This window comes from Ruegeria sp. CK3, from assembly GCF_056536565.1.
The window spans coordinates 211,403-236,998 of sequence record NZ_JBQFPV010000006.1 but is presented as its reverse complement, the minus strand read 5'-3'; the positions used below and the strand labels follow the sequence as shown (position 1 = coordinate 236,998).

At 59.8% G+C, this 25,596-nt stretch carries 29 protein-coding genes; 13 read left to right on the top strand and 16 right to left on the bottom strand.

Going from position 1 to position 25,596, the window contains the following annotated elements:
- Nucleotides 1-31 precede the first annotated feature (31 nt).
- Nucleotides 32-478 (top strand): YtoQ family protein, encoded by a 447-nt coding sequence (locus ACR0C3_RS10585; RefSeq protein ID WP_480758384.1) that lies wholly within the window; start codon nucleotides 32-34, stop codon nucleotides 476-478.
- Nucleotides 479-526: 48 nt separating this feature from the next.
- On the opposite strand, the gene ACR0C3_RS10580 is transcribed toward ACR0C3_RS10585, so the two are convergent.
- Nucleotides 527-1,225, bottom strand: coding sequence for a glutathione S-transferase N-terminal domain-containing protein (locus ACR0C3_RS10580; protein ID WP_170553782.1), 699 nt, complete (start codon nucleotides 1,223-1,225; stop codon nucleotides 527-529).
- Between the two features lie 262 nt (nucleotides 1,226-1,487).
- Here ACR0C3_RS10580 and ACR0C3_RS10575 point away from each other — a divergent pair, with 262 nt between their 5' ends.
- Complete coding sequence (locus tag ACR0C3_RS10575; RefSeq protein WP_425084416.1) at nucleotides 1,488-2,249, top strand: mechanosensitive ion channel family protein; 762 nt, start codon at nucleotides 1,488-1,490, stop codon at nucleotides 2,247-2,249.
- Between the two features lie 195 nt (nucleotides 2,250-2,444).
- Here ACR0C3_RS10575 and ald read toward each other — a convergent pair whose 3' ends face one another.
- A complete protein-coding gene (gene ald / locus ACR0C3_RS10570) occupies nucleotides 2,445-3,563 on the bottom strand; it encodes an alanine dehydrogenase (RefSeq protein ID WP_480541146.1) in 1,119 nt (372 codons plus the stop codon).
- 138 nt (nucleotides 3,564-3,701) lie between these two features.
- Between ald and ACR0C3_RS10565 the strand changes: the two genes are divergently transcribed.
- Together ACR0C3_RS10565 and ppk2 are read left to right on the top strand one after the other, a co-directional pair.
- On the top strand, nucleotides 3,702-4,160 hold the full coding sequence (locus tag ACR0C3_RS10565; protein WP_170553779.1) for an Lrp/AsnC family transcriptional regulator: 459 nt from the start codon (nucleotides 3,702-3,704) through the stop codon (nucleotides 4,158-4,160).
- 220 nt (nucleotides 4,161-4,380) lie between these two features.
- Nucleotides 4,381-5,298, top strand: coding sequence for a polyphosphate kinase 2 (gene ppk2 / locus ACR0C3_RS10560; protein ID WP_170379135.1), 918 nt, complete (start codon nucleotides 4,381-4,383; stop codon nucleotides 5,296-5,298).
- A 51-nt stretch (nucleotides 5,299-5,349) separates the two neighbouring features.
- Here ppk2 and ACR0C3_RS10555 read toward each other — a convergent pair whose 3' ends face one another.
- Complete coding sequence (locus tag ACR0C3_RS10555) at nucleotides 5,350-6,471, bottom strand: CAP domain-containing protein (RefSeq protein WP_480758382.1); 1,122 nt, start codon at nucleotides 6,469-6,471, stop codon at nucleotides 5,350-5,352.
- Nucleotides 6,472-6,762: 291 nt separating this feature from the next.
- Entirely contained in the window at nucleotides 6,763-6,969 is a 207-nt protein-coding gene (gene rpsU / locus ACR0C3_RS10550) for a 30S ribosomal protein S21 (RefSeq protein ID WP_005614280.1), read from the bottom strand.
- Nucleotides 6,970-7,080: 111 nt separating this feature from the next.
- On the opposite strand from rpsU, the gene ACR0C3_RS10545 reads away from it, so the two are divergent.
- Both ACR0C3_RS10545 and ACR0C3_RS10540 read left to right on the top strand, forming a co-directional pair.
- Entirely contained in the window at nucleotides 7,081-7,773 is a 693-nt protein-coding gene (locus ACR0C3_RS10545) for a COQ9 family protein (RefSeq protein WP_170379132.1), read from the top strand.
- 55 nt (nucleotides 7,774-7,828) lie between these two features.
- Nucleotides 7,829-8,827 carry an NAD(P)H-quinone oxidoreductase gene (locus ACR0C3_RS10540; protein ID WP_480758381.1) on the top strand — a complete coding sequence of 333 codons (999 nt, stop codon included), beginning with the start codon at nucleotides 7,829-7,831 and terminating at the stop codon, nucleotides 8,825-8,827.
- 11 nt (nucleotides 8,828-8,838) lie between these two features.
- Here the strand turns inward: ACR0C3_RS10540 and ACR0C3_RS10535 are convergent, their stop codons facing one another.
- Nucleotides 8,839-9,696 carry a DUF2189 domain-containing protein gene (locus ACR0C3_RS10535; protein WP_480758380.1) on the bottom strand — a complete coding sequence of 286 codons (858 nt, stop codon included), beginning with the start codon at nucleotides 9,694-9,696 and terminating at the stop codon, nucleotides 8,839-8,841.
- A gap of 193 nt (nucleotides 9,697-9,889) precedes the next feature.
- On the opposite strand from ACR0C3_RS10535, the gene ACR0C3_RS10530 reads away from it, so the two are divergent.
- On the top strand, nucleotides 9,890-10,873 hold the full coding sequence (locus ACR0C3_RS10530) for a quinone oxidoreductase family protein (RefSeq protein ID WP_480758379.1): 984 nt from the start codon (nucleotides 9,890-9,892) through the stop codon (nucleotides 10,871-10,873).
- A 54-nt stretch (nucleotides 10,874-10,927) separates the two neighbouring features.
- Here the strand turns inward: ACR0C3_RS10530 and ACR0C3_RS10525 are convergent, their stop codons facing one another.
- The 10 genes from ACR0C3_RS10525 to ACR0C3_RS10480 all read right to left on the bottom strand — a co-directional run bounded on the left by ACR0C3_RS10525 (nucleotide 10,928) and on the right by ACR0C3_RS10480 (nucleotide 17,258).
- Nucleotides 10,928-11,458, bottom strand: a complete 531-nt coding sequence (locus tag ACR0C3_RS10525; RefSeq protein WP_170379125.1) for a porin family protein — start codon at nucleotides 11,456-11,458, stop codon at nucleotides 10,928-10,930.
- Nucleotides 11,459-11,725: 267 nt separating this feature from the next.
- The gene (locus ACR0C3_RS10520) at nucleotides 11,726-12,199 is read right to left on the bottom strand and encodes a YHS domain-containing (seleno)protein (RefSeq protein ID WP_170553758.1); all 474 of its coding nucleotides are present in this window, start codon (nucleotides 12,197-12,199) and stop codon (nucleotides 11,726-11,728) included.
- A 190-nt stretch (nucleotides 12,200-12,389) separates the two neighbouring features.
- Nucleotides 12,390-12,659: a hypothetical protein gene (locus tag ACR0C3_RS10515; RefSeq protein ID WP_480723976.1), complete on the bottom strand. Its 270-nt coding sequence runs from the start codon at nucleotides 12,657-12,659 to the stop codon at nucleotides 12,390-12,392.
- Nucleotides 12,656-13,261, bottom strand: a complete 606-nt coding sequence (gene plsY / locus ACR0C3_RS10510; protein WP_480758378.1) for a glycerol-3-phosphate 1-O-acyltransferase PlsY — start codon at nucleotides 13,259-13,261, stop codon at nucleotides 12,656-12,658. Before plsY ends, ACR0C3_RS10515 begins: the two co-directional genes overlap by 4 nt.
- Complete coding sequence (gene pyrC / locus ACR0C3_RS10505) at nucleotides 13,261-14,541, bottom strand: dihydroorotase (RefSeq protein ID WP_480758376.1); 1,281 nt, start codon at nucleotides 14,539-14,541, stop codon at nucleotides 13,261-13,263. Before pyrC ends, plsY begins: the two co-directional genes overlap by 1 nt.
- Nucleotides 14,538-14,990 (bottom strand): hypothetical protein, encoded by a 453-nt coding sequence (locus tag ACR0C3_RS10500; protein WP_480758375.1) that lies wholly within the window; start codon nucleotides 14,988-14,990, stop codon nucleotides 14,538-14,540. Before ACR0C3_RS10500 ends, pyrC begins: the two co-directional genes overlap by 4 nt.
- Complete coding sequence (locus tag ACR0C3_RS10495; protein ID WP_480758374.1) at nucleotides 14,987-15,373, bottom strand: hypothetical protein; 387 nt, start codon at nucleotides 15,371-15,373, stop codon at nucleotides 14,987-14,989. The genes ACR0C3_RS10500 and ACR0C3_RS10495 overlap by 4 nt, the downstream gene beginning before the upstream one ends.
- A complete protein-coding gene (locus ACR0C3_RS10490) occupies nucleotides 15,358-15,876 on the bottom strand; it encodes a hypothetical protein (RefSeq protein WP_480758372.1) in 519 nt (172 codons plus the stop codon). Before ACR0C3_RS10490 ends, ACR0C3_RS10495 begins: the two co-directional genes overlap by 16 nt.
- Complete coding sequence (locus ACR0C3_RS10485; protein WP_480527307.1) at nucleotides 15,873-16,808, bottom strand: aspartate carbamoyltransferase catalytic subunit; 936 nt, start codon at nucleotides 16,806-16,808, stop codon at nucleotides 15,873-15,875. Before ACR0C3_RS10485 ends, ACR0C3_RS10490 begins: the two co-directional genes overlap by 4 nt.
- Nucleotides 16,809-16,970: 162 nt before the next feature.
- Nucleotides 16,971-17,258 (bottom strand): hypothetical protein, encoded by a 288-nt coding sequence (locus ACR0C3_RS10480; RefSeq protein WP_480758370.1) that lies wholly within the window; start codon nucleotides 17,256-17,258, stop codon nucleotides 16,971-16,973.
- A gap of 429 nt (nucleotides 17,259-17,687) precedes the next feature.
- Here ACR0C3_RS10480 and ACR0C3_RS10475 point away from each other — a divergent pair, with 429 nt between their 5' ends.
- From ACR0C3_RS10475 to ACR0C3_RS10450, 6 genes are all read left to right on the top strand, one after another.
- Entirely contained in the window at nucleotides 17,688-18,452 is a 765-nt protein-coding gene (locus ACR0C3_RS10475) for a uracil-DNA glycosylase (protein WP_480758495.1), read from the top strand.
- Complete coding sequence (locus ACR0C3_RS10470; protein WP_480758369.1) at nucleotides 18,452-19,051, top strand: metallophosphoesterase family protein; 600 nt, start codon at nucleotides 18,452-18,454, stop codon at nucleotides 19,049-19,051. The genes ACR0C3_RS10475 and ACR0C3_RS10470 overlap by 1 nt, the downstream gene beginning before the upstream one ends.
- On the top strand, nucleotides 19,048-19,668 hold the full coding sequence (locus ACR0C3_RS10465; RefSeq protein WP_480758368.1) for a LysE family translocator: 621 nt from the start codon (nucleotides 19,048-19,050) through the stop codon (nucleotides 19,666-19,668). The genes ACR0C3_RS10470 and ACR0C3_RS10465 overlap by 4 nt, the downstream gene beginning before the upstream one ends.
- A 6-nt stretch (nucleotides 19,669-19,674) precedes the next feature.
- Entirely contained in the window at nucleotides 19,675-20,217 is a 543-nt protein-coding gene (moaB, locus tag ACR0C3_RS10460; RefSeq protein ID WP_480758367.1) for a molybdenum cofactor biosynthesis protein B, read from the top strand.
- Between the two features lie 107 nt (nucleotides 20,218-20,324).
- Nucleotides 20,325-21,773 carry an efflux RND transporter periplasmic adaptor subunit gene (locus tag ACR0C3_RS10455; RefSeq protein WP_480758365.1) on the top strand — a complete coding sequence of 483 codons (1,449 nt, stop codon included), beginning with the start codon at nucleotides 20,325-20,327 and terminating at the stop codon, nucleotides 21,771-21,773.
- A gap of 5 nt (nucleotides 21,774-21,778) precedes the next feature.
- Nucleotides 21,779-25,180 (top strand): efflux RND transporter permease subunit, encoded by a 3,402-nt coding sequence (locus tag ACR0C3_RS10450; RefSeq protein WP_480758364.1) that lies wholly within the window; start codon nucleotides 21,779-21,781, stop codon nucleotides 25,178-25,180.
- Here ACR0C3_RS10450 and ACR0C3_RS10445 read toward each other — a convergent pair.
- Nucleotides 25,177-25,596 carry an NUDIX hydrolase gene (locus tag ACR0C3_RS10445; protein ID WP_480758363.1) on the bottom strand — a complete coding sequence of 140 codons (420 nt, stop codon included), beginning with the start codon at nucleotides 25,594-25,596 and terminating at the stop codon, nucleotides 25,177-25,179. The two genes, ACR0C3_RS10450 and ACR0C3_RS10445, sit on opposite strands and share 4 nt — an antisense overlap.

Below are 25,596 nucleotides of genomic sequence, written 5' to 3'. Positions count from 1 at the left end.
TGCGCCCCTTTTTCTTGGGAGGAAACGCAAGATGTTGAAAGTTTATCTTTCTGGCGAGATTCACACCGATTGGCGTGAGCAGATCATTTCGGGTGCCGAGGGATTGGATGTCACGTTCAGCAGCCCGGTGACTGATCACGCGGCCAGTGATGATTGTGGCGTGGCCGTTTTGGGCGCAGAGCCGAACAAGTACTGGCATGATCACAAGGGCGCGATGGTCAACGCGATCCGGACACGCAAAGGCATCTCGGATGCTGATGTGGTGGTTGTCCGGTTCGGAGACAAATACAAGCAGTGGAACGCCGCGTTTGATGCGGGATATGCGGCTGCGTTGGGCAAGTCGATCATTGTGCTGCACGGCGCCGATCACCAGCACGCGTTGAAAGAGGTCGATGCCGCCGCGCTGGCAGTCGCGGAGGAACCGCGCCAGGTGGTGGAAATCCTGCGCTATGTTCTGACCGGCGAACTACCGGGCTAGGCTGCGAAAAGGGCTTGCGCGCCGGGATGGTCGCAAGCCCTTTTGAGGTTAATCGCGGGCGGGCGTCACCAAGCCTTTTTGTACGGCCGGGCGGTCAAGGAACCGATCCAGATAGGCCGTGAGATTGGCGTGGTCATCCCACCCAACGACCTCTTTAGCGCCATAGAAATCCAGCCCGCGCAGCCAAGGCGCGATGGCCATATCTGCGATCGAGTAGTCTCCGGCGATCCAGTCCTGACCCTCGAGTTCCTGGTTCAGGACGTTGAGCAGGCGCTTGGCTTCGTTGATATAGCGCTCGCGCGGGCGGGGGTCTTCGATCTCACTGCCGGCGAACTTGTAGAAAAAGCCCAATTGTCCGAGCATCGGCCCAAGGCCCCCCATCTGGAACATCAGCCATTGCGTGATGCGATGCTTGTCGGTGGCGGATTGACCAATGAACTGCCCGGTTTTCTCGGCCAGATAGAGCAGGATCGCGCCGCTCTCGAACACGCCGATGGGGGTGCCATCCGGGCCGTTGGGGTCGATGATCGCGGGGATCTTGTTGTTGGGGTTCAGCGACAGAAACTCGGGGCTTTTGACATCGGCATCGGCCAGGGTAACCTTGTGCGCCTCATAAGGCAGGCCGGTTTCTTCCAACATGATCGAGGCTTTGACCCCGTTGGGTGTCGGGAAGGAATAAAGCTGAAGGCGATCGGGGTGTTGCGGCGGCCATTTGGCCATGATCGGGAAAGAGGCGGTGTCCAGCATGCGAAAGCTCCTGTTCGGGCGGTTCCGTTCGAGTTAGGCATGGAGTCGTGTATTTGTCAGCCCCCCAAGCTGTGCAGTGTAGGTCACCCGTTGTTTGCTGGCGAACAATGGGGAAAACTGCCGCAACTCGCACCTAGACCGATTTGCGTTTTTCACTCACAATTCAGCGAGTCCCGCGCGAAAGCCGCGGGATTGATGTTTGAGAAAGGAAATGCGCGTGGATGAAGTTGCAACACAGGTGGGTGCTTTTGCGCCTTTGATCATGAGCGCGGTCAAGGCGCTGATCGTACTGATTTTGGGCTGGATCGTTGCTGGAGCAATCGCTGGCATGGTGCGGCGGCGCATCAACGCAACGCCGCAGATCGACCCGACACTAGGGAACTTCATGGCCAGCCTTGTCAAATGGGCGATCCTGGCGATGGTTCTGGTTGCTGTTCTCGGGATTTTCGGGATCCAGGCAACAAGCATCGTTGCCATTCTGGGTGCCGCGTCTCTGGCGATTGGTCTGGCGCTGCAAGGGACACTCAGCGACCTGGCAGCTGGTGTGATGCTGGTCGTGTTCCGTCCGTATAAACTGGGCCAGTTTGTCGACATCGGCGGGACAGCCGGGACAGTGAAAGACCTCAACCTGTTCACGACCGAATTGGTGACGCCGGACAATGTGCAGATCATCGTGCCAAACGGGCAATCCTGGGGGTCGATCATCACCAACTACTCGGCACATGACACGCGCCGTGTGGATCTGGTGTTCGGGATCGACTATGGCGACAGTGCGGATGAAGCGATGAAGATCATTCTGGACGTGGCGAACGCGGATGCGCGTATTCACAAAGACCCCGAGCCTTGGGTGCGTGTGACCAATCTCGGTGACAGTTCGGTCGATCTGACCGCACGTCTGTGGTGCGCAGCGGCGGACTATTGGGATGTGAAATTCGAACTGACTAAAGCTGTGAAAGAAGCCTTCGATGCGAAGGGCGTCTCAATCCCCTACCCACATTCGGTGGAGATCCACAAAGAGGGCTGAACGCTCCCGCTCGTCGCGCCGGCATTGGGAATGCCCTCCTCCCGTTGGGCCAAGCGCCGCACATTCGTGCGGCGCTTTCGTTTTTGCGGATGGGGTGTCAATCAAGACCAACCGCGCCGCGCCAATAGGCGTGGCGCCATGCCCAACGCTGTAAATCGCCTTTCGGCAAAAAGGTGATTTCAGGGGCGGGAGTTGTTACGACTTGATCACTACATTGGGGGAGACAACGTCGATGCCAAGGGCTTTACCAACCGCATAATAGGTCAGTTGTCCGGCGTGAACGTTCAGACCCGCCAGCAGGTGTGGGTCGTCCTGACAGGCCTGTTTCCAACCTTTATCGGCCAGCGCCAGCATAAACGGCATCGTCGCGTTGCCCAAAGCGATGGTCGAGGTCCGGGCCACCGCGCCCGGCATGTTGGCCACGCAATAGTGCATCACACCATCGACCTCGTAGATCGGGTCGGCATGGGTCGTTGCGCGCGAGGTTTCAAAGCAGCCGCCCTGGTCGATAGCCACGTCCACCAGCACCGCACCTGGCTTCATCGTCGACAGCTGCTCTCGACTGATCAGCTTCGGAGCGGCAGCGCCCGGAATCAGAACGGCTCCGATCACCATATCGGCGTCCTGGATCAGTTCAGCCGTCGCGCCAGCCGTCGAGTATTGGTTCTTGAACTGCCCGCCGAACACGTCATCCAGATAGCGCAGCCGAGGCAGTGAGCGGTCAAGAACCGTCACATCTGCACCCATGCCTGCAGCGATCTTAGCCGCGTGAGTGCCGACGACACCTCCACCAATCACGACGACCTTGGCCGGACCAACGCCGGGAACGCCACCCATCAGCACGCCTCGGCCACCATTGGCCTTCTGCAGGGTCCACGACCCGACCTGAGGCGCCAGACGGCCCGCAACCTCGGACATGGGCGCGAGCAGAGGAAGACCGCCGCTTGCGTCTGTGACGGTCTCATAGGCGATTGCGGTACAGCCTGAGGCCAGCAGGTCGTGGGTCTGATCTGGGTCCGGGGCGAGATGCAGGTAGGTGAACAGCAACTGGCCTTCGCGCAGCATCTTACGCTCACCGGCCTGAGGTTCTTTGACCTTCACGATCATGTCGGCCGTGGCAAAAACCTCTTCTGCGGTGTCCACGATGCCCGCGCCAGCAGCGATATAGGCGGCATCATCGAATCCAGCGCCAATGCCGGCACCAGATTCGATCAGCACGTCGTGTCCGCGCGCAACCGCTTCCTGCGCGGCGTTGGGCGTCATGCCGACGCGAAATTCCTGGGGTTTGATTTCCTTGGGGCAACCGATTTTCATCTGCACCGTCTCCGTTCATAAACTGCCTAAATTATGTGCAATTCAAGGCGCAATTTTTGTGAAACAAGACGGGGCTTTGTGTTTTTTGTCGGAAGATTTTCGCGTAGACTGCAAAAATCTCGCAAAGGATTTGCAGCAATGAGCCTAGACACGACTGATCGGAAGATACTTTCTGCGCTGCAGCGCAATGGTCGAATGTCGAATGCCGAGCTGTCGGAGCAGGTGAATCTGTCCCCCTCGGCGTGCCATCGCCGGGTGCAACGGCTTGAGGCTGACGGCTATATCCGCAACTACGTGGCTTTGCTGGATGCGCGCAAGATGAATGTGCCAACTACTGTCTTTGTCGAGATCACATTGCAGGGCCAGGCCGAAGAAGTTCTGGACGCGTTCGAAAAGGCGGTTTCGCGCATCCCGGACGTTCTAGAATGTCACCTGATGGCCGGAACCGCTGACTACATCCTGAAAGTGGTGGCCGAAGATACCGAGGATTTCGCGCGGATCCACCGTCAATACCTGTCGCGATTGCCCAAAGTGGCGCAGATGCAAAGTTCGTTCGCTTTGCGCACGGTGTTCAAAACAACCGCCCTGCCAGTTTGAACGGCGCCTATTTTCTGCGCGCAGAAAGGCAAAGGACTGCCTTGCGTCAATTCTACGGCTTGTATCCCCGGGGCGGGGCGTCCAAAATTGAGACGATGAGACCCTCGCGCTGCACCTCCCCGTGATCCCGGCAGCGCGATGTCATCAATTCATCTGATGACATCAGGCGGTTACACAAACCTGCCAGGGTGGGAACCCGAAGAATAATAAGGAGTTGACCTTGGCCTACGAAAACGATGGCGCCCCCAAAGACTGGCTGGAGGCTGAGCTGGAAGATACGCTGGATGAGGACTTCGAGATCGAATTCAGCGAGCCGATGCTGTCGATGGAAGTTCGCAAGATCTATCGGGAACAGCATCCGGACATGCTGGACCGAAAGGTCTATTTCCGCAACCTGCTGCGCCTTCAGGCTGAGTTGATCAAGGTGCAGGACTGGGTTCAGCACACCGGTGCCAAGGTCTGTATACTGTTTGAAGGCCGTGACAGTGCGGGCAAGGGGGGCGTGATCAAGCGGATCACCCAGCGCCTCAATCCGCGCGTGGCGCGGGTGGTTGCCCTGCCAGCCCCCAGCCGCCGGGAACAAAGCCAGTGGTATTTCCAGCGCTACGTGCCGCACCTGCCGGCGGCCGGTGAGATCGTTCTGTTCGATCGCTCCTGGTACAACCGTGCAGGCGTGGAACGCGTAATGGGTTTTGCGACCGAGGATCAGGTCGAACAGTTCTTTCAGGACGTTCCGGAATTTGAGCGTATGTTGGTGCGCTCTGGGATCATCTTGCTGAAATACTGGTTCTCGATCACGGATGAAGAACAACAGCTGCGCTTCCTTATGCGTATCCATGATCCGATGAAACAGTGGAAGCTTTCGCCGATGGACCTGGAATCCCGCATCCGGTGGGAATCCTACACCAAGGCGAAAGAGGATATGTTCTTCCGCACCAATATCCCCGAGGCGCCATGGTACATTGTGGAAGGTAATGACAAGAAACGCGAGCGCCTGAATTGTATCGAGCATCTTCTGACCATGATCCCCTATACGGACGTTCCGCATGAGAGGGTCAATCTGCCCGATCGCCGCTACAATCCGGACTACGAACGCCGCGTTCTGCCCGATGAGCTGCACGTGCCCAAGATCTACTGATCGTGTTGTGAGGATGCGAGGCAGCGGACTGCCTCGCATCAAGATAAGCCGTCAGGCGACGTCCATCATGCAATCGAAATTGAAGAAGTTGACGAAGAAGACGTCTCCGGAATCGTCCGATGCCATCTCCGGGCACGACGTGTCATCCGAGTATGGGTCCATATCGTCGACCATCACCAGATCCAAGTCATCCTCGGGTTCTTCCGGAGTCATGACGTCATCATTCCAGGCGAATTGATCCAACTGCGTCTGCAGCTGTTGAATGAACGCCTCAATTTCGGCGAGGAAAGCTGCGACGTCGAAACAACCGCTATCAGGGTCCTCGGTCTCGGTGACATCGGTCTCGGGCTGCTCGGGTTCCGGGTCTTCAGTCTCAGTAACGTCAGTTTCGGGCTGTTCGGGTTCCGGGTCCTCGGTCTCGGTGACATCGGTTTCGGGCTGTTCCGGTTCCGGGTCTTCGGTCTCGGTGACGTCAGTTTCAGGCTGCTCGGGCTCTGGGTCTTCGGTCTCGGTGACGTCAGTTTCGGGCTGCTCGGGTTCCGGGTCCTCTGTCTCTGTGACATCAGTCTCAGGCTGTTCCGGTTCCGGATCTTCCGTCTCGGTGACATCGGTTACCGGTTGTTCCTGAGTTGCGTCTTCGGTTTCCGTCACATCTGTTTCCGGCTCCTCGGGCACTGGATCTTCAGCCGGGGGCGGCGTCATAGCGGTGTCGTCGCTGTCCAACACGACCTCTGCGTCAGTGGTGGCAAAGTTCTGCGTCACCATGACCGCGTCAAAGCCCTGCATGTCGCCCGTCTCAACGCCGATCCCGATATATTTGAAATCGGGGTTCAGAATGTTGGCCCTGTGGCCGGGGCTGTTCATCAGGTTCTGATGCAGTTGCGCGACATCATCGCTGATGCCTGGGGCGCCGCGCTCGGATTGCCAGGCGATATTTTCGCCCGTGCGCCAACTGCCTTCCAGATCGAAACCGGCCGACTGCATGCGCTGGGTTGCGCTGGATCCGCCCGATCCGGTGTGGCTGAACCGGTCCGTGTTCAGCATCCATGCGCTGTGGTCTTCTGATGACTCGTTAAGCTGTCTTTCAAGTTGCAGGGGGTCCAGACCGCGGGATGTGCGCTCTTGGTTGATGAGCGCTAGCATCTCTCGTTCTACTTCACTTGCTGTAGACATTTTTGCCTCCGTTTTATGTTTTGTCTGAGTGGACGAGCCCAGTTATCGGGGCCACCAAAGACATGAACAGAGAGGCGATGAAAATCGGCACTTTTCGGCGAGACGATGCAGTCGGACGCAGATTCGCTGCGCTGGAAAACGCCGAGAAAGAGGCGAGACTAAGGCTCGGCGAGTTATCGCACTGGTTGTGCAGGGGCGCGGGCAAAAACGCACTTAGAAACGACAAACCCCCGGGCGATGCCTCGGGGGTCGTCAAATAGTGTCATCCAAAGCTGGACGAGCGTCAGGTACTTAGAGCAAACCTTCGCGCTGTGCTTTCTTACGTGCCAGTTTACGGGCACGACGGATCGCTTCAGCCTTCTCGCGCGCTTTTTTCTCGGACGGTTTCTCGAAATGTTGCTTTAGCTTCATTTCACGGAACACGCCTTCGCGCTGCAGCTTTTTCTTCAGGGCACGAAGCGCCTGATCGACGTTATTGTCGCGAACACTAACCTGCATGTGGTTGTCACCACCTTTCTAGATAGAGTTGCAAGGAAATTGCAGGAGTTGGCCGTATAGCAAAGCGGCTCTATCTTGTCTAGTACTGTGCCCAAGCACCGGAGAACCGCCATGACCGTCACTTACGAAGACACCAAACAACAGCTGCTGGACGCGATCTTGATGCATGTTCCGTTCGATGGCTGGTCCGAGGCCAGTTTTCGCGCGGCCGTTGTTGATTGCGATCTGGATGACGGTCTGGCCCGTGCGATCTGCCCGCGCGGCGCGGTCGATCTGGCGCTGGCCTACCACGCGCGGGGCGATCAGGTCATGCTGGATAGGATCAAGTCCACTGACATGAGCGAGCTGAAGTTTCGCGAAAAGGTCGCCGCCGCCGTTCGGTTCCGGCTTGAGGCGGTCGAGGACAAGGAACTGGTGCGCCGGGGCATGACCCTGTTTTCGCTGCCCAACCACGCCGCGGACGGGGCAAAGGCCGTTTGGGGCACCTGTGATCTGATCTGGGATGCACTGGGCGATACGTCGGATGATGTGAACTGGTACACCAAGCGCGCAACCCTGTCGGGGGTCTATTCATCGACGCTGCTATTCTGGCTGGGGGATGATTCGCCGGATCACCAGAACAGTTGGGCGTTTCTGGACCGCCGGATCGAAAACGTGATGCAGTTCGAAAAGCTCAAGGCGCAGGTGAACGGTAACCCGCTGCTCAAGCCCTTGCTGGCCGTTCCCAATTGGTTTGCAGCTCAGGTGAAACCACCGATGAAGATGCGGGCTGATTTGCCGGGGATGTTGAACCCGCGCAAGTAAGCATCTGGGCCTTTGCTTTTTGGCCTGCTAGGCATTGGGCAAAGGAGATTTACCCATGACTTCGCCTGAGACCCAGACAATGCGTGCCGTCGAAATCACCGAACCCGGCGGCCCTGATGTCCTGCAACTGACCGAACGACCGATTCCCGAGCCGGCGGCCGGGCAGGTTGTTTTGAAAGTGGCCTATGCTGGCGTGAACCGACCGGACGCGTTGCAGCGCGCCGGGGCCTATGATCCGCCTCCCGGTGCAAGCGATCTACCGGGGCTTGAGGCCTCGGGCGAAGTGGTTGCCCTAGGTGCGGGTGTTGAGGGGCTCTCGATCGGTGACAAAGTCTGCGCGCTGCTTCCGGGCGGCGGATATGCTGAATATGTCGCCACGCCCGCCGCGCATTGCCTGCCTGTCCCCGATGGCATGGACCTAAAGCAAGCCGCCTGCCTGCCCGAGACCTTTTTCACAGTCTGGTCGAATGTCTTCACACGCGGAGGCCTGAAAGCAGGTGAGCGGTTCCTTGTCCATGGTGGATCTAGCGGTATCGGGACGACGGCGATCCAATTGGCGAACGCGTTTGGCGCGCGTGTCTTTGCGACTGCGGGCTCGGCTGAGAAGTGCGAGGCCTGCCGCAGCTTGGGCGCCGAAAAAGCGATCAACTATCGGGATGAGGATTTTGTCGGGGTTATGCGGGCCGAAGGTGGCGCGAACCTGATCCTCGATATGGTTGGCGGCGACTATATCCCGCGCAACGTAAAGGCGCTAGCCGAGGATGGACGTCTGGTTCAGATCGCCTTTTTGCAAGGACCCGTGACCGAGCTGAACTTTGCCCTGATGATGGTGAAACGCCTGACGCTGACCGGCAGCACCCTGCGTCCGCAAAGCGATCTGGCCAAGGCAAAGATCGCTCAGGACCTGCACGAGGCCGTCTGGCCGCTGCTCTCTGCAGGCAAGGTCGCGCCGGTGATGCATAGCGAATTCCCTCTGGCCGAGGCTGCTGCGGCGCACGCGCTCATGGAAAGCTCGCAGCATATTGGCAAGATCGTTCTGAACGTCTCAGGCTGACGCCTTTTGGGTCACGCCACGGCGCGCCGATAGAGGTGCCATGTTGCGTGACCCAGAACGGGCATTACTATGATCAGCCCCAGCAGCATCGGGATCGCGCCCAGCACCAGCAGGGTCGCGACGATAAAGCCCCAACCCATGATGACGCCGGGATTGTGGCGCAGCACGCGAACGGATGTCACAACGGCCACGGGCAGCCCTACTTTACGGTCTAAAAGAAGCGGGAAGCTGACAACGCTGACCGCCAGCGCAATTAGTGCGAAAAAGAACCCCGCAGCAGTGCCGAAGATGACCATTGTCCACCCCGCGCCTGTTGTCAGAACCTCGGTCGCAAACGCGCCCAGAGAGGCAGGCGGTTCAGGGCCGAGCGTCTGCGCATAGACGCTTTGAGCGACCATCAGCCAGACAAGCAGCAGCAGGACTAAATAGAACCCGAGCGCGAGAATGGCCCCGAAGGAGGGCGAGCGGAATACGCCGAACGCGTCCAGCCAATGGGCCTCTCCGCCTTGTTCGCGCTTACGGCTGATTTCATAAAGACCAACGGCTGCGATTGGGCCGATCAGAGCGAAGCCTGCGATCAGGGGGGCCAGCAACGGCACCAAGTCCATGTTCATTGCAAAGCCCACCATCAACAGCCCGGCAATCGGGTAGATCAGCACAATAAAGATCGCATCCGCGCGGGTTTCCAGAAAGTCCGTGTATCCCGCCCTCAGGCAGTATTTCAGGTCGTCGAATGTGAGTGGCTGCACCATGGGCAGGTGGTGCACGTCCGAACTGCCCATGCGCGAGACGCTTTCCGAGACGTGATCGCTGGTTGCTCCAAGGCTTTGGGCCGCCCAGCTGATCGGATTACCGATAGTTTTTGCCATTTTGTTCCCTTCCTTGGCGAGTGGTGCGCCGCGGAATGGATCCGGCTGAGGGTTGCTCGTGGCCGGACCAGCCGGCAACGCCTGCGTGAAGTATAGCACAGTTTTGGAAATTCCCGAATTGCTGCCGCCGCATCGCCCGGATTGTCTTGCCGCGCAAGCGTGTTAGCTTGAGCAAAGGCAAGAGGAGGTCAGAATGCAGCAAACTGCGCGTACAGTTGTCATTGAGGAATTCGGCGGACCTGAGGTCCTACAGATCAAGGACCAACCTTTGGGCGATCCCGGCCCCGGCGAAGTTCGCATTCGCCACGAGGCTTGCGGGTTGAACTTCATTGATGTCTATCAACGAACGGGCCTCTATCCCCTTGAATTGCCGCATGCATTGGGCATGGAGGCTGCGGGCGTGATCGAGGCTGTCGGCGAAGGCGTGACGCATTTGCAGCCGGGCCAACGCGCGGCCTATGCCAGCGCTCCGTCCGGCGCCTATTGCGAGGCGCGGGTGATGCCTGCGGCACAGGTATGCCCGCTGCCGGATGGCATCCCCTTCGAAATAGCCGCCGGGATGATGTTGAAAGGTCTGACGGTCGAATACCTGTTCCATCGCACCACCCCCTTGAAGCGCGGCGACACGGTTCTGTTTCACGCCGCTGCAGGCGGTGTCGGCCTGATCGCCTGCCAATGGGCGAAATCCGAGGGCATCAAACTGATCGGAACCGCGGGAACGGATGAGAAGTGCAGCCTGGCGCAATTCAACGGTGCGGCCCATTGCATCAACTACCGGACCGAGAACTTCGCCGAACGCGTCGCCGAGTTGACCGGCGGTAAAGGTGTCGATGTGGTTATGGATTCCGTCGGGGCCGATACGTTTGACGGTTCTTTGGACTGTCTGAAGCCCTTGGGCATGATGATATCCTTCGGCAATGCATCCGGGCCGGTGCCGCCGTTGAATATCGGCATTCTAGGGCAGAAAGGCTCACTCAAGATCACTCGGCCGACGCTGTTCACGCATATTGCGGACCATGCGGTCTGTCAGGCCATGGCGCGGCGGTTGTTTGGCAAGGTGCAGGGCGGAGAGGTCAAGATCCATATCGACCAGCGCTTCCCTCTGGATCAGATCGCAGAAGCGCACCGCGCGCTAGAGGCGCGGCAAACCACCGGCAGCACAATTCTGGACTTATAAACGCAAAGACCCGGCGCAGGACGCCGGGTCTGCTCCAGCACAAAATCGGAAAAATCAGAAGCGGTAGGCCGCTCGGATCTGCAGTGTTGTGGCGTCAACATCCACGCTGGACGAGTTGAAGTTGTTGAACTCGTGATACAGCAATTCGCCTGCGATGCTGACATTCGGGGCCACGATCTGCTCATAGCCTGCGCCGATGAACCAGCCGTCGTCGCTGCCCAGATTGTCGGTGCCAGCATCCGCATAGCCGCCAACGCCGTATAGAAGACCCTGAGGGTTCACCTTGTAGCCAGCGCGCACTTTGATCCGCCAGACGTCCTCGACCGTCGCGGGGCCGAGATCGATATTGGTCCAGTCATAGTCAAAGCCGCCGCCCACGACCCAGTCGCCCAGATCATAGTCATATCCAAGGATGATACCGCCAATCGCGCCATCGCCATCGACGCCGGAGACGCTGGTGTCCACGTCGATATAGCCCAATTGCAGACCGCCGTAGAACCCTGTCCAGTTGCCTGAGGATTGGGCCATAGCGGCCCCTGCCGCCAGGGTGGACGCCGCTGTCACAAGTGCCAATCTGCCTATCATGTCTTGATCCTTTCATTCCAAATAACCGCGCGCCAATTTGTGGGTCTGGCTACGCATATCCATACTCAAATACGGCCCTGCCTCAGGACCGGATCATCGTTTGTGGCATATTCCGTACTAGATCTTGGATCGTTCAGGCCGTTTGGCCCTATGTCCGCCCGCTAAATCCGGGTCTGTCTCAATAAGATAGTTAGTGTTTTCAAAGCTTCAAATGAAATGCGGCGGCAGATCACTCTGCCGCCGACGCGTGCTGTCAATTTCAGCGGATTATTGCTGCAGTTCAGCCGGGCTTTTGTCTGCGATGGTTTCCCAGTTGGTGCTGGCTTGCTCGATGAAGCCCGGGATGTCGCCTTCCCAACGTTCCTGGATGTCTTGCGACAGGTTCAGGTACAGTTTGTTGTCGACGATTTTCCAGTGGTTCGGGTCGCCGTCGAACTTGAAGCCCATGGCCGCACCGAATGCGCAGTAGCCACCATATGCGGGCAGGTACGCCTCCGGGTTGGCTTCAAATGCCACTTTGTTTTCTTCCGAAGAGAAGCGGTACAGAGCGTCGTTGTGCAGGGTGGTGATGCGGTAGTCGCCTTTGGTTGCTTCGCCAGCGGTGAAATAGGCAACCGGGTCGTAGCCCTGCATCGCCAGACCGGTCGAGCTTGCGTTGAGTTCAACACCAGCGGCCAAGGTCGAAGTGGCCAGAGCAACAGACAGGGCAACGCCGCCGATCAGAGATTTAAACGTGTTCATAGCTTCACCTTTCGTGAAAGGGCCGCGCGACCTCGCCTGAATTGCGATTTGCGGACCCGGGATTTTATCTTGTGAGACCGGTAATTGGCCGCCACGGACTGCAGATGGGAGGCGGGTTGATCACGTTCAAAACAATGAATTGTGATTGTGCCAAGACACAGAGGTGCTGTGCAAAAATGCGGAATATCAATCAGATATCCGGGGTCAGCGCCAATACGAAATCCACCACTTTGGGGGCGGGCATTTCACAGGGACGCAGCAGCGCGCCGCTGTTTCGCGTCTGGTAGAGGTTCAGGCTGATATAGTCCGTCCCGCCCAGCTCATGCGCGACAAGCTTGTGGGATTTGCCTCCGGCCAGAACCTGCCGCGAGACCACATAGCGCTTGGCGTCTGCTCGGCCAGAGAACGTACCGGTGGGCAGGGCGAAAAGCGCCGACAGAAAATCCTCTGGCGGGGTCACGATTTCCCGATTTTCGGCTCGGTCCGGGATTTGATGCGTGCCACGTTGTCCTTATGACGCCAGTAGATCAGGAAGGTCAGGGCAATTCCGAGGATGAATGTCGAACCGTCTGTCAGGGTGATGATCCAAGTGGTCGACAAGGCCGCTGCGGCCAGCGCTCCGGCCGAGGACATGCGCCAGATCGCGACGGAGACCAGCCAGGTCAGACAGCAAGCAACACCGACGCGCCAGTCTAGCGCCAGCCAAAGGCCAATGAAGGTTGCGACGCCCTTGCCGCCTTTGAAGGCCAGCCAAATGGGCAGACAATGGCCGAGAAAGGCCATCAGGGCGGCAATCTGCGCCGCGTCCTCTCCCGCGTAGGCGCGTGCCAACAGGACTGCCAGCGCCCCTTTGCCGCCATCCAGCAGCAGCGTCAGCGCGGCGGCGGGTTTGCTGCCAGTACGCAGAACATTTGTTGCGCCAATATTGCCTGATCCGATCTGCCGCAAATTGCCCAGCCCCATGACGCGCGCGATGATCAGGCCGAAAGGGACCGATCCGATCAGATATCCCAAGGCCGCCCACAGGGCGAGTACGGTCATTGAGCTGTCGATTTCGGGCATCAGGTTCTCCGGTAGACGTCTTTGCCGGCCACATAGGTTGCAAGGACCTTACCTTGCATGCGCTGCCCGTCAAACGGTGTGTTCTGCGATTTCGATTTCAGGGCAAACCGGTCCAGCACAAAAGGCACATCCGGGTCGAACATAACCAGATCGGCAGGCGCGCCATGCGCCAGACGCCCGCTGTCCAGCCCCAACCGTTTCGCCGGATTCAGCGCCATGGCACGGAACAGAGTGGGCAGATCCAATTGCCCTGCATGAAACAGGCGCAAAGCTGCAGGCAGGAAGGTCTCCAACGCAACCGCGCCCGAGGCGGCCTCTTCAAACGGCAGGCGTTTGCTTTCTTCGTCCTGCGGCGTGTGCATCGAACTGATGATGTCGATCAGACCCGTCCGCACCGCTTCGATCACGGCCTGCCGGTCATCCTCAGACCGCAGGGGCGGCTTGACCTTGAAGAAGGTGCGATAGTCGGCCACGTCCAACTCATTCAGCGTCAGATGATGGATCGAGGTCCCGGCGGTAATGTTCAGCCCGTTGCGCTTGGCGCGCTCCAGCGCAGGCAGGGCGCGGGTGGTGGTGATCTGGTCGGCGTGATAGGCGGCCCCGGTCATCTCTAGCAGGGCAATGTCGCGGTCCAGCCCCATCCGTTCTGCCATGGGTGAGACGGCTGGTAACCCGCGCAAGGCGGCAAACTTGCCGCTGGTCGCAGCCGCCCCTTTGCTCAATCCCGGTTCCTGGGGGTGCGCGATGACCAACGCGCCGCAGGATTTGGCGTAGGTCAGCGCGCGGGAAAACACTTTGGTGTTGGTTATGACGTGATCGCAATCGGTGAAGGCGACCGCGCCCGCGTCCTGCAGAAAGCCGATCTCGGTCATCTCCCGCCCTTCGCGCCCCTTGGTAAGGGCGGCCATGGGCAGGACGTTTACAGGCGCATCCGCTTGCGCCCGCCTTGTGGCAAATTCCAGCGTTTCAGGCGTGTCGACGGCGGGCAGCGTATCGGGTCGGGTTACGATGGTGGTCACCCCACCCGCCGCCGCCGCCAGCCCGGCAGATTTGTAGCTTTCCTTATGCCGCTCACCCGGTTCGCACACCTTAACGCCGATATCGACGATACCGGGGGCCAGGCATTTGCCGTTGCAGTCGATGACGTCTCCGCTGATGGCTGGGGCGTTTCCATCCCCCAGCGCCACAATGCGTCCGTTTTCGGCGTGTAGCCAGCCCAGGCTCTCCGTGCCAGTTTCCGGGTTGATCAAGCGGGCATTGGTGAAAACGACAGAAGTCATGCAGAGGCCTCTCGGGCTTGGTTCAAAGCCGCCAAAGCGGCACTAGGGTCGGAAAGGTATTCGAAGACAAGAAACAGGCGGCGCGAAAACACCACGTTCTGACCGCTGCGATGATAGTTCAACGCGTGGTCGATCGGGACGTGTTTGGGCTTGAAGATCTTGCTGATCCACCATGCATTGCGGGTGGTCACCACATAGACACGACACCTGCGCAACAGGCGGTCGTACCAAATGAGAAATATGACGAAACCCGTGGACCCGATCAGTTTCCAATAGTCGCGCAGGGTGTCGGCGAACCACGGGCTAGCCAGCCATGCCAGACCGAGGCTCAGGATCAGAAGCCGATAAGCCCATGCCACATGGGGCGGAAAATAACCCTGATGAGGTTGCCCGGTCCAGAGGATCTCTTCGCCCTCAGGGATATGGGTTCGCCACCACCCGTCGCTCATCCCGCGGCCCTTTCGATGGCGGCTTTGGTGGCAGCGGGGTTCGCCTGATATTTGATGAGGTGCTTGTCACCGCCCCGTGTCACCACCTGAACAAAGCTGCCCATCGTATTGACGGCTTCGATCTGGTTCAGCGCGACGACCCGAGGGCCGGGGCCGGTGAGGGTGGTGTCAGACAACTCCCACGTATTGTTCAGCTCTTCCGAGGCCAGATACCAGGCGCGCAACCCGATTGCGGCTAACCCGGCAGGCGCGCCGGTCCAGACATAGGGGTTGCCGATCAACCACAGCACCAGCATCGCCCCCGCCATCGCAATGGCGGCGAGGGTCAGGTTGGTCTGGACATAGGCGCGTTTGTCCGGGGTGAAGGTCAAAGGATCAGCCATAGGGCACCTCCGATAACAAGCAGGGCGAGAACCGCCATCAGGGCCGATCCGACACGGCGAGTGGCATCATTGTCGATGGGCGCCTGCGGGGCAGAGAACGGCTTGGCGCTTTCAGTTTCTATCGCACCGCCGGTCCAGTTCGCGGCTTCTTCAGTGAATAGACCCAGCAAATGCAGGCGAGGATCAGGGTTCAGTTGCGCTGCGCGCCCGCCAAAGGCCGCACTGCGGACGACCAGGACCCAGCCGTCGATGGATTCGAGCATGCTGCGGTCCAGCTGATCATCGGACACGCCACCGCCTTCGTGCAGGTATCCATAAAGCCCAAGGTCTTCGAGGTCGGAGACCGGGAAGATATCGATTTGATCGGGGTCCAGACCATCGACTCCCAGAACCTGATCCGCCGCACCGGGTTCGCGCAGGAATTTCGCCTCTTCCGGGCGCATGTCCAGCGCGAACAGGCGGATCACGCCGTGTTCCTGGGGGGCGACAGTCAGATCGTTCATGCGACCTCACGCAAGTTGCGGGCCAGAAGCTCCATCGCAGCCATACGTACGGCGACGCCCATTTCGACCTGTTCCTGAATGACCGAGCGGTTGATGTCGTCGGCCAGCGTACCGTCGATCTCAACCCCGCGGTTCATCGGTCCGGGGTGCATGACGATGGCATCTGGCTTGGCCTGCGCCAGTTTGGCGGCATCCAAACCGTAGCGGTGATAATACTCACGCTCCGAGGGGATGAAGCCGCCATCCATCCGCTCTTTCTGAAGGCGCAGCATCATCACCACGTCGACGTCTTTGAGGCCCTTGTTCATGTCGTCATAGATCTCGGCCCCAAACTCGGCGAATTGCGAGGGGACCAGTGTCGGCGGGCCGATCAGGCGGATGCGGTTCTCCATCTTGCCCAGTAGGATCAGGTTCGATCGCGCCACGCGGGAATGTGCAACGTCACCGCAAATGGCGATGTTCAGGCGATGCAACCGGCCCTTGGCCCGGCGGATCGTCAGCGCGTCCAGCAAGGCCTGTGTCGGGTGTTCGTGCTTGCCGTCACCTGCGTTCAGAACCGCGCAGTTCACCTTCTGCGCCAGCAGATCCACGGCCCCGGAATGCGGATGTCGCACCACCAACAGGTCGGGATGCATCGCGTTCAGCGTCATGGCGGTATCGATCAGCGTCTCGCCCTTTTTGATCGAACTGGCTTGCATCGCCATATTCATCACATCCGCGCCGAGCCGCTTGCCCGCCAGTTCGAAACTGGCCTGGGTACGGGTCGAATTCTCGAAAAACATGTTGATCTGCGTCAGACCCGACAGCACATCCGAATGCTTGGTCGATTGCCGGTTCAGGTCGACGTATTTTTCGGCCAGATCCAGAATGGCGGTGATATCGGATTGCGACAGATGCTCGATGCCAAGAAGGTGACGATGGGCAAAACGCATGGCGGGCTCCTGTCTGACAATCGGACCGCTTATAGAAAGCCACGCGGGGAGAGGCAACCTAAAGCGTTTCGGGTTTTGTCTGAATCACTCTGCGACACGAATGTCCCGAGAACGCCGCAGGCGTGGCAGGGTATTGGTGTTTCAAATCAAACCCGAAACGCTCTATGGTTCCGACTCTTCGGGCAGTTTCTCGCACCCGCCTTCGGGCAGGCATTGCTCGCCGGGTTTGCACCACTTGCCGTAGCCGCAGTCGATGGCCTTGATCGGAACGCATCCCTGATGTTCCGAGCATTTGAAACCGGGGCGGCATTGCGATCCGGTTTCCTCGCATAGAAACCATCCGGGACGCGTGCATCCGCCCCCCGGCAGGCACGACGACCCGCGCGCGCAGGTCAGGCCATCATCGCATATCTGCGGCGGGTCAAGGGCCTCGGGCAAACTGGGGTTCAAGTCGGGTATGGTTTTTTCACATTGGCCACGCGCACTGCAAAAGCTGCCTGAGGGGCAATCGAGACTTGAGGTGCAGGCGTTTGCCCTGGCAGGCGCACAGCGTGTGCCACCCGCGACGCAGCGCTCAAAAGGGCCGCAGGTGCGCCCGCCGCCGCAATAGGTTCCGCCCAAGGGAATGCAGTGACCATCAAAGCTGCACCTCTGCCCGCCCGAGCAGCACCGACTGCCGCAGGCGAACTGACCCGCCCGGCATTGATCCGCCCCGCCAAGCAACTGGGCCGAGGTGGACTCGCCGCCGAAGGCAAGCACCAGGCAAAGCAGAAGGAATCGCAGAAAAGACAGCATGACGCCCGCATGGTCGGTCTGTCCTGGTGCCGAGGCAAGGTCTATTCGCTTTCCCTCAGGCAAAAGCTGGTTAGATTGAGGGGCATGGAATCGGGCTTGGACTATCATACTGCAAAGGCGCTGCTGGAATGGCAGATCGAACTGGGCGCGACCGAGGCGATCGGGGACGCGCCGGTAGACCGCTATGCCTTGCCGGATACGACGCCCAAGACGAAAAAGCCCGCAACCCCTCAAGCCGCGCCGGACAAGCCCAAACAGATTGATCCGGTTGCGATTGCCAAAGTTGCCGCCCAAGGTGCCGGGTCTCTGGACCAACTGCGCGCGGCGATGGAGGCGTTCGATCATTGTGAGCTGAAGCGCGGCGCGCGCCAGTTGGTCTTTGCCGATGGCATTCCGGGTGCGCGGGTGATGATCATTGGCGAGGCTCCGGGCCGGGATGAGGATCGCGAAGGCAAACCCTTTGTTGGTCGGGCCGGGCAGCTGTTGGACCGTATGTTGGCGGCGATTGATCTGGACCGCGCGCAGGATGTCTACATCACCAATGTGCTGCCGTGGCGCCCACCGCAGAACCGCGACCCCAAACCCGAAGAGATCGGCATGATGAAGCCGTTTCTGGAACGTCACGTGGCGCTTGCCAAACCCGAGGTGCTGGTGGTGATGGGCAATATCAGCTGTCAGGCGGTTTTGGGCAAACGCGGCATCACACGCTTGCGCGGGAATTGGGATCAGGCGCTGGACCTGCCCGTCATCCCGATGTTCCACCCCGCCTTCTTACTGCGACAGCCGCAGATGAAACGACAGGCCTGGGCGGATTTGCTTGAGCTGAAAGCGCGACTGGGGGCCGGGTGATGCGTATCCTGGCGTTCTCAGATCTTCACATGGCACGCAACCGGGCGACTGATCTGGTGGCCGCCAGCGCCGATGCGGATTTGGTGATCGGGGCCGGAGACTATTGCAACATGCGGCAGGGGCTGGATGAGGCGATGCAGATGCTCTCGGGCATTGGGGCACCTCTGGTTCTGGTCCCCGGCAATGCCGAAAGCGCCGCTGAGTTGACGGACGCGGCCCCTGAGGGGGTCCACGTGCTGCATGGCACGGGCATGACGGTCGACGGCTTGCGCTTGTTTGGTTTGGGCTACGGCGTGCCAGTCACGCCGTTTGGCGACTGGTCCTGTGACCTGAGCGAGGCCGAAGCCGCAGAGATGCTGGATCGTTGCGATGGGGCGGATGTGCTGGTCGTTCACTCTCCGCCCAAGGGGTTTGGCGATACTACGTCGCAAGGTGTGTCCGTCGGATCGGTCGCCGTGCGCGATGCGGTGGAACGCCTGCAGCCCGAACTGGTCTTTTGCGGGCATATCCACGATAGCTGGGGCTATCGCGGGTCATTGGGTCGTTCGGAAATCGCCAATCTTGGCCCCAGACCAAATTGGTTTGAGGTTGCGGTATGATCGAAACCGTTACTCTGCTGGCCTTTATCCCCGCCGCGATGGTGCTGAATTTCACGCCCGGCGCTGACATGATGTTTTGCTTCGGGCAGGGCCTGAAATCCGGACCCCGACCGGCGCTGGTGGCAAGTGCCGGGATATCACTGGGTCTGATGGTGCATGTTCTGTTGGCAGGGCTGGGCCTTGGGGCCTTGGTCAACTCAATGCCATGGCTGTTTGATGTCATCCGCTGGATGGGTGTTGCTTATCTACTGTATCTGGCCTGGGGCGCGATCCGAAACGGAGCGGTCTCGACCGAAGGGTCAGCAAGGCCGACGCGCATGGCGTTCCGAGACGGGATGGTGGTCAACCTGACCAACCCCAAGATTATTCTGTTTGTTCTGGCCTTTATCCCTCAATTTGTTGATCCTGCGGCGGGCCCGATCCTTGGGCAATTCCTGATCTTTGGCGCGATCATCGCATTGGGTGGTTTTGTCGTGAACGGATTGGTTGGCGTGTTCGCAGGCGGTACCGGCCGGTTGCTGATCGGCAACCCGCGCGCCTCGCGCATCATGGGATGGGTAACGGGCGGGATTTTCACCGCGCTCGCGCTGCGGCTTGCTATCATGGAAAGGGCTTGACGCCTCATGTCACGTATCGACGAAACGATTGAATTCATTCCCATCCGCATCGCTGTTCTGACCGTCTCGGATACGCGCTCGGTTGATGAGGATCGTTCGGGCCAGACATTGGTTGACCGCATCGAAAAGGCGGGGCACCTGGTTGCAGATCGCAAGATCATCCGGGACGAGCGCGCCCAAATCGCCGATCAACTGCGCGCCTGGGTTGCGGATACCGGAATCGACGTGGTGATCTCGACTGGTGGCACCGGGCTGACTGGGCGGGACGTGACGGTCGAGGCGCATCGCGACGTCTACGAGAAAGAAATCGACGCCTTCGGGACCGTTTTCACCATCATTTCGATGGAGAAGATCGGAACCTCAGCGGTGCAGTCGCGCGCCACGGGTGGCGTGGCGGGCGGAACCTACCTTTTTGCACTTCCGGGCAGCCCCGGGGCATGCAAGGACGCTTGGGACGGTATCCTCGAGAAACAGCTCGACTATCGCCACCGACCCTGCAATTTCGTGGAAATAATGCCCAGATTGGACGAACATCTGCGACGGAAGTAGACTGGTCGCACGTTCAACACCTTATAACCGCTTTGTGGCTTGGCATATTTCGTGCCTCCGCTACATTTTCCGCAGGGCAGCCCATTTGCAACCGGGATGAATAGTAGATGCGTTTCTTAAGGCAGAGTCTGGTCGGTGTGTTTCTGGCGTCGCTGACGCTGGCCTTGCTGTTTGTCGCCGTTCAGATCGTCACAGGCGCCGTGCAAGAGGTCCTGATCCGCGAGAATGAACAACCCAAAGCGCGCGAGCGGGTCTTTGCGGTAACCGTCCGTCCGGCTGTATTCGAAACCGTCACGCCCAATCTCGAAGCCTTCGGCGAGGTGCAGAGCCGCCGACGTCTGGAGTTGCGCGCGGCGCTGGGCGGCCGCGTGATCGCATTGGCGGATGATTTCGAGGATGGCGGCACCGTTACCGCGGGTGAGGTTTTGGTTGAGCTTGATCCGGCGGATGCGCAATCGGCGCTGGATCGTGCCAAGTCGGACGTTCTGGATGCGCAGTTCGAAGAACGCGACGCCGAACGGTCTTTGCTGTTGGCGCAGGATGAATTGAAATCGGCCGAGGCGCAGGCCGAGCTGCGTGAAAGGGCCCTGCAGCGTCAGCGCGATCTTGAATCCCGCGGTGTGGGGGCACCCGCCAGTGTGGAAGAGGCCGAATTGATCGCCGCCGCCGCACAACAATCGGTTCTGGCGCGCCGCATTGCCCTTGCGCAGGCGGAATCGCGGGTGGATCAGGCCACGACCCTGCTGGCCCGTGCGCGGATCGCGCAGGAAGCGGCAGAGCGTGACTTGGAGGACATGACCATCCGCGCAAGGTTCGGAGGCACGCTGACAGATGTCACGCTGGTCGAAGGGCGTTTGGTTTCAGCAAATGAGAAGCTGGCTGAATTGGTTGACCCCAACGCATTGGAGGTGGCCTTCCGCGTTTCAACCGCGCAATTCGTGCGTTTGCTTGACAAAGACGGAGCGCTGATCAACGCTCCCTTCACCATCTCGCTTGAGGTCACGGGGGCCGACCTGACCGCGAGGGGCCGGATCAATCGCGACAGCGGTTCGGCGGGTGAGGGGCAAACCGGGCGTCTGATCTATGCCCGGCTCGACGATGCCTCGGGGTTCAAGCCCGGCGATTTCGTGACCGTGACGGTTCAGGAACAGCCCTTGGAACAGGTCGCACGCCTTCCGTCTTCGGTTCTGGACGCAGCTGGAACCGTTCTGGTTCTGGGTGCGGATGATCGTCTGGAAGTCCTGCCTGTGCAACTGATCCGCCGTCAGGGCGATGAGGTTCTGTTGCGTGGCGAAGGGCTGGAAGGGCGCGAGGTCGTGATAGGCCGCACGCCTCTGCTGGGGTCTGGGGTTCGCGTGCGCCCCCTGCGTCCCGAGGCCAGTGCCGATCCTGATCTGGTTGAATTGACCGATGCGAAACGGGCCGAACTGATCACTCATGTCGAGGCGAGAAAGGATATGCCTGAGGCCGAGAAAACACGCATGCTCGGCCAGTTGGAAGAGGCGAAGGTTCCGGTCTCGCTGGTGCGTCGCATTGAAAACCTGGCCGGGGGCTAAGCGCCATGATGCGCGACATCCCTAGCGCTGCCGGTGGTATCCTGAGCTATTTCACCCGGCACAGAACCGTGGCCAACCTGTTGTTGCTGGTGATGCTGGTTCTGGGCGCGGCGGCTATCCCGAATATGCGAGCCCAATTCTTTCCGGATGTGGTTCTGGAACGGGTCGACGTGAATGTCGAATGGGAAGGGGCTGGTCCGGAAGATGTCGACAATGGCATCGTCCAACTGCTCGAACCCGAATTGCTGGCGGTCGAAGGTGTGGCAAGCACCACGGCGACCTCTCGCGAAGGCTCTGCCAGTATCCGGCTGGAGTTCGAGCCGAACTGGGACATGTCCCGCGCCGTTGAGGAGGTGCGCACCGCCGTCGACAGCGTCACCAATCTGCCCGAAGATGCCGAAGAACCTACGATCCGGCGTGGGGCCTGGCGCGATCGGGTGACAGATGTGGTCGTCACCGGCCCGGTTGATCCGGACCAACTGGCCAAGTTTACCGATGAGCTGATCAACCGCCTGTTTGCCGCTGGCGTGACCCGTACCACGATCCGCGGTCTCGCCGCCCCGCGTGTGGTGGTTGAGGTGCCGACCGCGCAGTTGATTGCCAATGATGTGGCTTTGGCCGACATCGCCTCGGCCATCTCGGCCGAGGTCAATGCCAGCCCTGCCGGGGATGTGACGGGCGCCAACGCACGCATCCGGACCGGCGCGGAAAAGCGCACACCGGAAGAGATCGAAACCATCGCTCTGCGGACCTTTGCAGACGGATCGAAGCTGTTTGTCGGCGATGTTGCGCAGATACGGGTGGAAGGGGTCAATCGCAACCGCAGCTACTTTGTCGGTGACAACCCGGCTATGTCGGTTCGGGTGGACAGGTCCAATCTGGGGGATGCCATCGCGATCCAGCACACGGTCGAGGATGTGGTGACCGAGATGCAGGCCAGCCTGCCCGAAGGTGTCTCGGTCGAGATGATCCGTACCCGCGCGCAGGCCATCACCGACCGTCTGGATATTTTGATTGACAATGGGTTGGTCGGCCTTGGCCTTGTCGTGTGTCTGCTGTTCCTGTTCCTGAACGCGCGCATTGCGTTCTGGGTTGCAGCGGGCATTCCGGTTGCGATGTCGGCGGCGATTGCGCTGATGTATATCGGTGGTTTGTCGCTGAACATGGTGTCTCTGTTCGGTTTGATCATCACGCTGGGGATCGTTGTGGATGACGCCATTGTTGTGGGTGAACACGCCGATTTTCGAGCTCGCCGATTGGGGGAGTCGCCCATCGTGGCCGCCGAACGCGCCGCCCGCCGCATGGCCATGCCGGTCTTTGCCGCCACAATCACCACCGTGATCGCCTTTTTCGGCCTGACCCTCGTGGGTGGCCGGTTCGGAGAATTGATCCGTGATATTCCCTTTACGGTGATCGCGGTGCTGGCGGCCTCACTTATCGAATGCTTCCTGATCCTGCCCAACCATATGTCCCACGCCATTGCGCATTCCGCCAAGGAGCATTGGTACGACCTGCCCAACCGGGTGGTGAACTGGGGCTTCCGCTGGGTGCGGGACACCCTGTTTCGGCCGTTTATCGGCTGGGTTATCTGGGCGCGCTATGTCGTGGTTGCATTGATGCTGGTAATCCTGGCGACCCAGGCCGCCCTGTTTATTCGCGGCGATGTGAACTGGCGGTTTTTCAACGCGCCCGAGCGTGGCTCGGTCACCGGTAATTTCATCATGGCCGAAGGTGCAACCCGCGCCGACACGATTGCCATGATGCGCGAATTGCAGCGCGCCACCGAAGAGTTGGGCCAGATCTACGAGGAGCGCCACGGGCGCAATCCTTTGGAATATGTTCTGGCCGAGGTTGGTGGCAGCGCAGGGTTCGGTTTGTCCGCCGCTGAGGGCAAGGATGACGACCTACTGGGTGGTATCTCGATCGAGCTGATCGACGCCGACCTGCGCCCCTATTCCAGCTTCGAGTTTGTTGGTGAGTTACAGGATTTCGTCCCTCGCCATCCCAAGGTTGAGCTGCTGAGTTTCCGGGGCTGGCGCTCGGGTCCCGGAGGGGACGCGATTGACGTGCAGTTCTACGGCGCGGATGTAGACACGCTGAAAGCCGCCTCTGAGGATTTGCAGACCGAACTGTCAAAATACCCAGAAGTCTCGGCGCTTGAGGACAATCTGGCCTATGACAAAGAGGAATACATTCTCGATCTAACGGCACAGGGTCAGGCGCTGGGCTTCCGCATCGAAACGCTGGGCCGCGTGCTGCGCAACCGGTTGAACGGGATCGAGGCCGCGACCTTCCCCGATGGCCCCCGCAGCGCCGAGATCCGCGTGGAACTGCCCGAGGGTGAGTTGACCGCCGATTTCCTTGAACGCACCCTGATGCGCACGCCGGACGGGGTCTATGTTCCGCTGGCCGACATCGTCTCGGTCGAGCGTAAATCAGGCTTTTCGACCGTCCGGCGCGAGAACGGGTTGCGGGTGATTTCGGTGAATGGCGATATCTCCGAGGATGATCCTGCCCGCGCCGCCGAAATCGGTCGTGCCATGAACGAAGAGATCCTACCGCGCATTGCGGGCGAATATCAGGTCGACTGGCGTATGGCTGGCCTGAGCGAACAAGAGGACGAGTTCCTGTCCGAGGCGCGCACCGGCCTGATCCTGTGCCTGACCGGCATTTATCTTGTTCTGGCCTGGGTTTTTGCCAGCTGGTCGCGGCCTCTGGTGGTGATGTCGATCATTCCGTTCGGATTGGTGGGCGCGATCTGGGGGCACTATATCTGGGACGTGCCGCTGAGCATGTTCACCGTTGTCGGGCTTCTGGGCATGACAGGCATTATAGTCAACGACTCGATTGTGCTGGTGACAACTATTGATGGCTACCAGCAGGAGAGGGGGTTGGTGCCTTCAATCATCGAAGGCACAGCCGACAGGTTGCGACCTGTGATGCTGACCACGCTAACGACGGTGCTGGGGCTGACGCCGCTGCTCTACGAAGGCTCGCAACAGGCACAATTCCTTAAACCGACGGTGATCACGCTGGTTTATGGGCTGGGTTTTGGAATGGTACTGGTGCTGGTTCTGGTGCCCGCACTACTGGCGATCCTGAACGATTTCGCGCGCCCAATGACCGCGATGCGCCGGGCGATCTATGCGCGGGACCGCGTGGTGCAGGCCGCACTTGGCGCTACGGCTGGGGTGCTGCTGATCTGGTTCGGAGTGACGCTGGTCTGGCCGATGGTCTCGGGTGCGCCTGTAGACCCATTGGTCGGTCTTTATGGAGGTGCAGAGGCCCCCGAGATTCTGCGCATGGGTTTGGGAGCGTTTGTGGCGGGTGCCATCCCCATCGTGATCCTGAGCGTGCTGCTGTCCGGGATGTTCTATGCCCGGTTCAAGAGCCGGGTCGGGGCCTAGCGCTCCTTCAGCGCAAGCTGCAACAGGCTTGCTACGCGGTTGCTCATCGGCAGGTCGCCATCAAGAATCTGCTCGATCGGAAACCATTTCGCGTCCAGCGCGTCATCCCCGGCCAAAGGCGTGCCCGATTGATAACGGCAAGCCACCCCGACCAGCAAATAGTGCGACAGGACCTGCCCATCCGCATCCCACCGCAGCAGGTCTAGATTGTCCAAATAATGCAGCGGTTCAGCCGCGACCGATGTTTCCTCAAGCAATTCTCGTTCTGCGGCCTGAAGGACGGTTTCACCCCATTCCACATGGCCGCCGGGAAACCCCCACAGGCCTCGATCCGGTTCCTTGCTGCGTTGCACTAGCAGAACGTTTTCTTGATGCAGGACAACGGCCAGCGCACCGATCTTGGGGGATTGGGTCAT

What these genes read in the sequence shown, in the direction of transcription:
- ACR0C3_RS10585 (WP_480758384.1), top strand. Translation starts at nt 32, where the DNA reads ATGTTGAAAGTTTATCTTTCTGGCGAGATTCACACCGATTGGCGTGAG.
- ACR0C3_RS10580 (WP_170553782.1), bottom strand. Translation starts at nt 1,225, where the DNA reads ATGCTGGACACCGCCTCTTTCCCGATCATGGCCAAATGGCCGCCGCAA.
- ACR0C3_RS10575 (WP_425084416.1), top strand. Translation starts at nt 1,488, where the DNA reads ATGAGCGCGGTCAAGGCGCTGATCGTACTGATTTTGGGCTGGATCGTT.
- ald (WP_480541146.1), bottom strand. Translation starts at nt 3,563, where the DNA reads ATGAAAATCGGTTGCCCCAAGGAAATCAAACCCCAGGAATTTCGCGTC.
- ACR0C3_RS10565 (WP_170553779.1), top strand. Translation starts at nt 3,702, where the DNA reads ATGAGCCTAGACACGACTGATCGGAAGATACTTTCTGCGCTGCAGCGC.
- ACR0C3_RS10555 (WP_480758382.1), bottom strand. Translation starts at nt 6,471, where the DNA reads ATGTCTACAGCAAGTGAAGTAGAACGAGAGATGCTAGCGCTCATCAAC.
- rpsU (WP_005614280.1), bottom strand. Translation starts at nt 6,969, where the DNA reads ATGCAGGTTAGTGTTCGCGACAATAACGTCGATCAGGCGCTTCGTGCC.
- ACR0C3_RS10545 (WP_170379132.1), top strand. Translation starts at nt 7,081, where the DNA reads ATGACCGTCACTTACGAAGACACCAAACAACAGCTGCTGGACGCGATC.
- ACR0C3_RS10540 (WP_480758381.1), top strand. Translation starts at nt 7,829, where the DNA reads ATGACTTCGCCTGAGACCCAGACAATGCGTGCCGTCGAAATCACCGAA.
- ACR0C3_RS10535 (WP_480758380.1), bottom strand. Translation starts at nt 9,696, where the DNA reads ATGGCAAAAACTATCGGTAATCCGATCAGCTGGGCGGCCCAAAGCCTT.
- ACR0C3_RS10530 (WP_480758379.1), top strand. Translation starts at nt 9,890, where the DNA reads ATGCAGCAAACTGCGCGTACAGTTGTCATTGAGGAATTCGGCGGACCT.
- ACR0C3_RS10525 (WP_170379125.1), bottom strand. Translation starts at nt 11,458, where the DNA reads ATGATAGGCAGATTGGCACTTGTGACAGCGGCGTCCACCCTGGCGGCA.
- ACR0C3_RS10520 (WP_170553758.1), bottom strand. Translation starts at nt 12,199, where the DNA reads ATGAACACGTTTAAATCTCTGATCGGCGGCGTTGCCCTGTCTGTTGCT.
- plsY (WP_480758378.1), bottom strand. Translation starts at nt 13,261, where the DNA reads ATGCCCGAAATCGACAGCTCAATGACCGTACTCGCCCTGTGGGCGGCC.
- pyrC (WP_480758376.1), bottom strand. Translation starts at nt 14,541, where the DNA reads ATGACTTCTGTCGTTTTCACCAATGCCCGCTTGATCAACCCGGAAACT.
- ACR0C3_RS10500 (WP_480758375.1), bottom strand. Translation starts at nt 14,990, where the DNA reads ATGAGCGACGGGTGGTGGCGAACCCATATCCCTGAGGGCGAAGAGATC.
- ACR0C3_RS10495 (WP_480758374.1), bottom strand. Translation starts at nt 15,373, where the DNA reads ATGGCTGATCCTTTGACCTTCACCCCGGACAAACGCGCCTATGTCCAG.
- ACR0C3_RS10490 (WP_480758372.1), bottom strand. Translation starts at nt 15,876, where the DNA reads ATGAACGATCTGACTGTCGCCCCCCAGGAACACGGCGTGATCCGCCTG.
- ACR0C3_RS10485 (WP_480527307.1), bottom strand. Translation starts at nt 16,808, where the DNA reads ATGCGTTTTGCCCATCGTCACCTTCTTGGCATCGAGCATCTGTCGCAA.
- ACR0C3_RS10475 (WP_480758495.1), top strand. Translation starts at nt 17,688, where the DNA reads ATGGAATCGGGCTTGGACTATCATACTGCAAAGGCGCTGCTGGAATGG.
- ACR0C3_RS10470 (WP_480758369.1), top strand. Translation starts at nt 18,452, where the DNA reads ATGCGTATCCTGGCGTTCTCAGATCTTCACATGGCACGCAACCGGGCG.
- ACR0C3_RS10465 (WP_480758368.1), top strand. Translation starts at nt 19,048, where the DNA reads ATGATCGAAACCGTTACTCTGCTGGCCTTTATCCCCGCCGCGATGGTG.
- moaB (WP_480758367.1), top strand. Translation starts at nt 19,675, where the DNA reads ATGTCACGTATCGACGAAACGATTGAATTCATTCCCATCCGCATCGCT.
- ACR0C3_RS10455 (WP_480758365.1), top strand. Translation starts at nt 20,325, where the DNA reads ATGCGTTTCTTAAGGCAGAGTCTGGTCGGTGTGTTTCTGGCGTCGCTG.
- ACR0C3_RS10450 (WP_480758364.1), top strand. Translation starts at nt 21,779, where the DNA reads ATGATGCGCGACATCCCTAGCGCTGCCGGTGGTATCCTGAGCTATTTC.
- ACR0C3_RS10445 (WP_480758363.1), bottom strand. Translation starts at nt 25,596, where the DNA reads ATGACCCAATCCCCCAAGATCGGTGCGCTGGCCGTTGTCCTGCATCAA.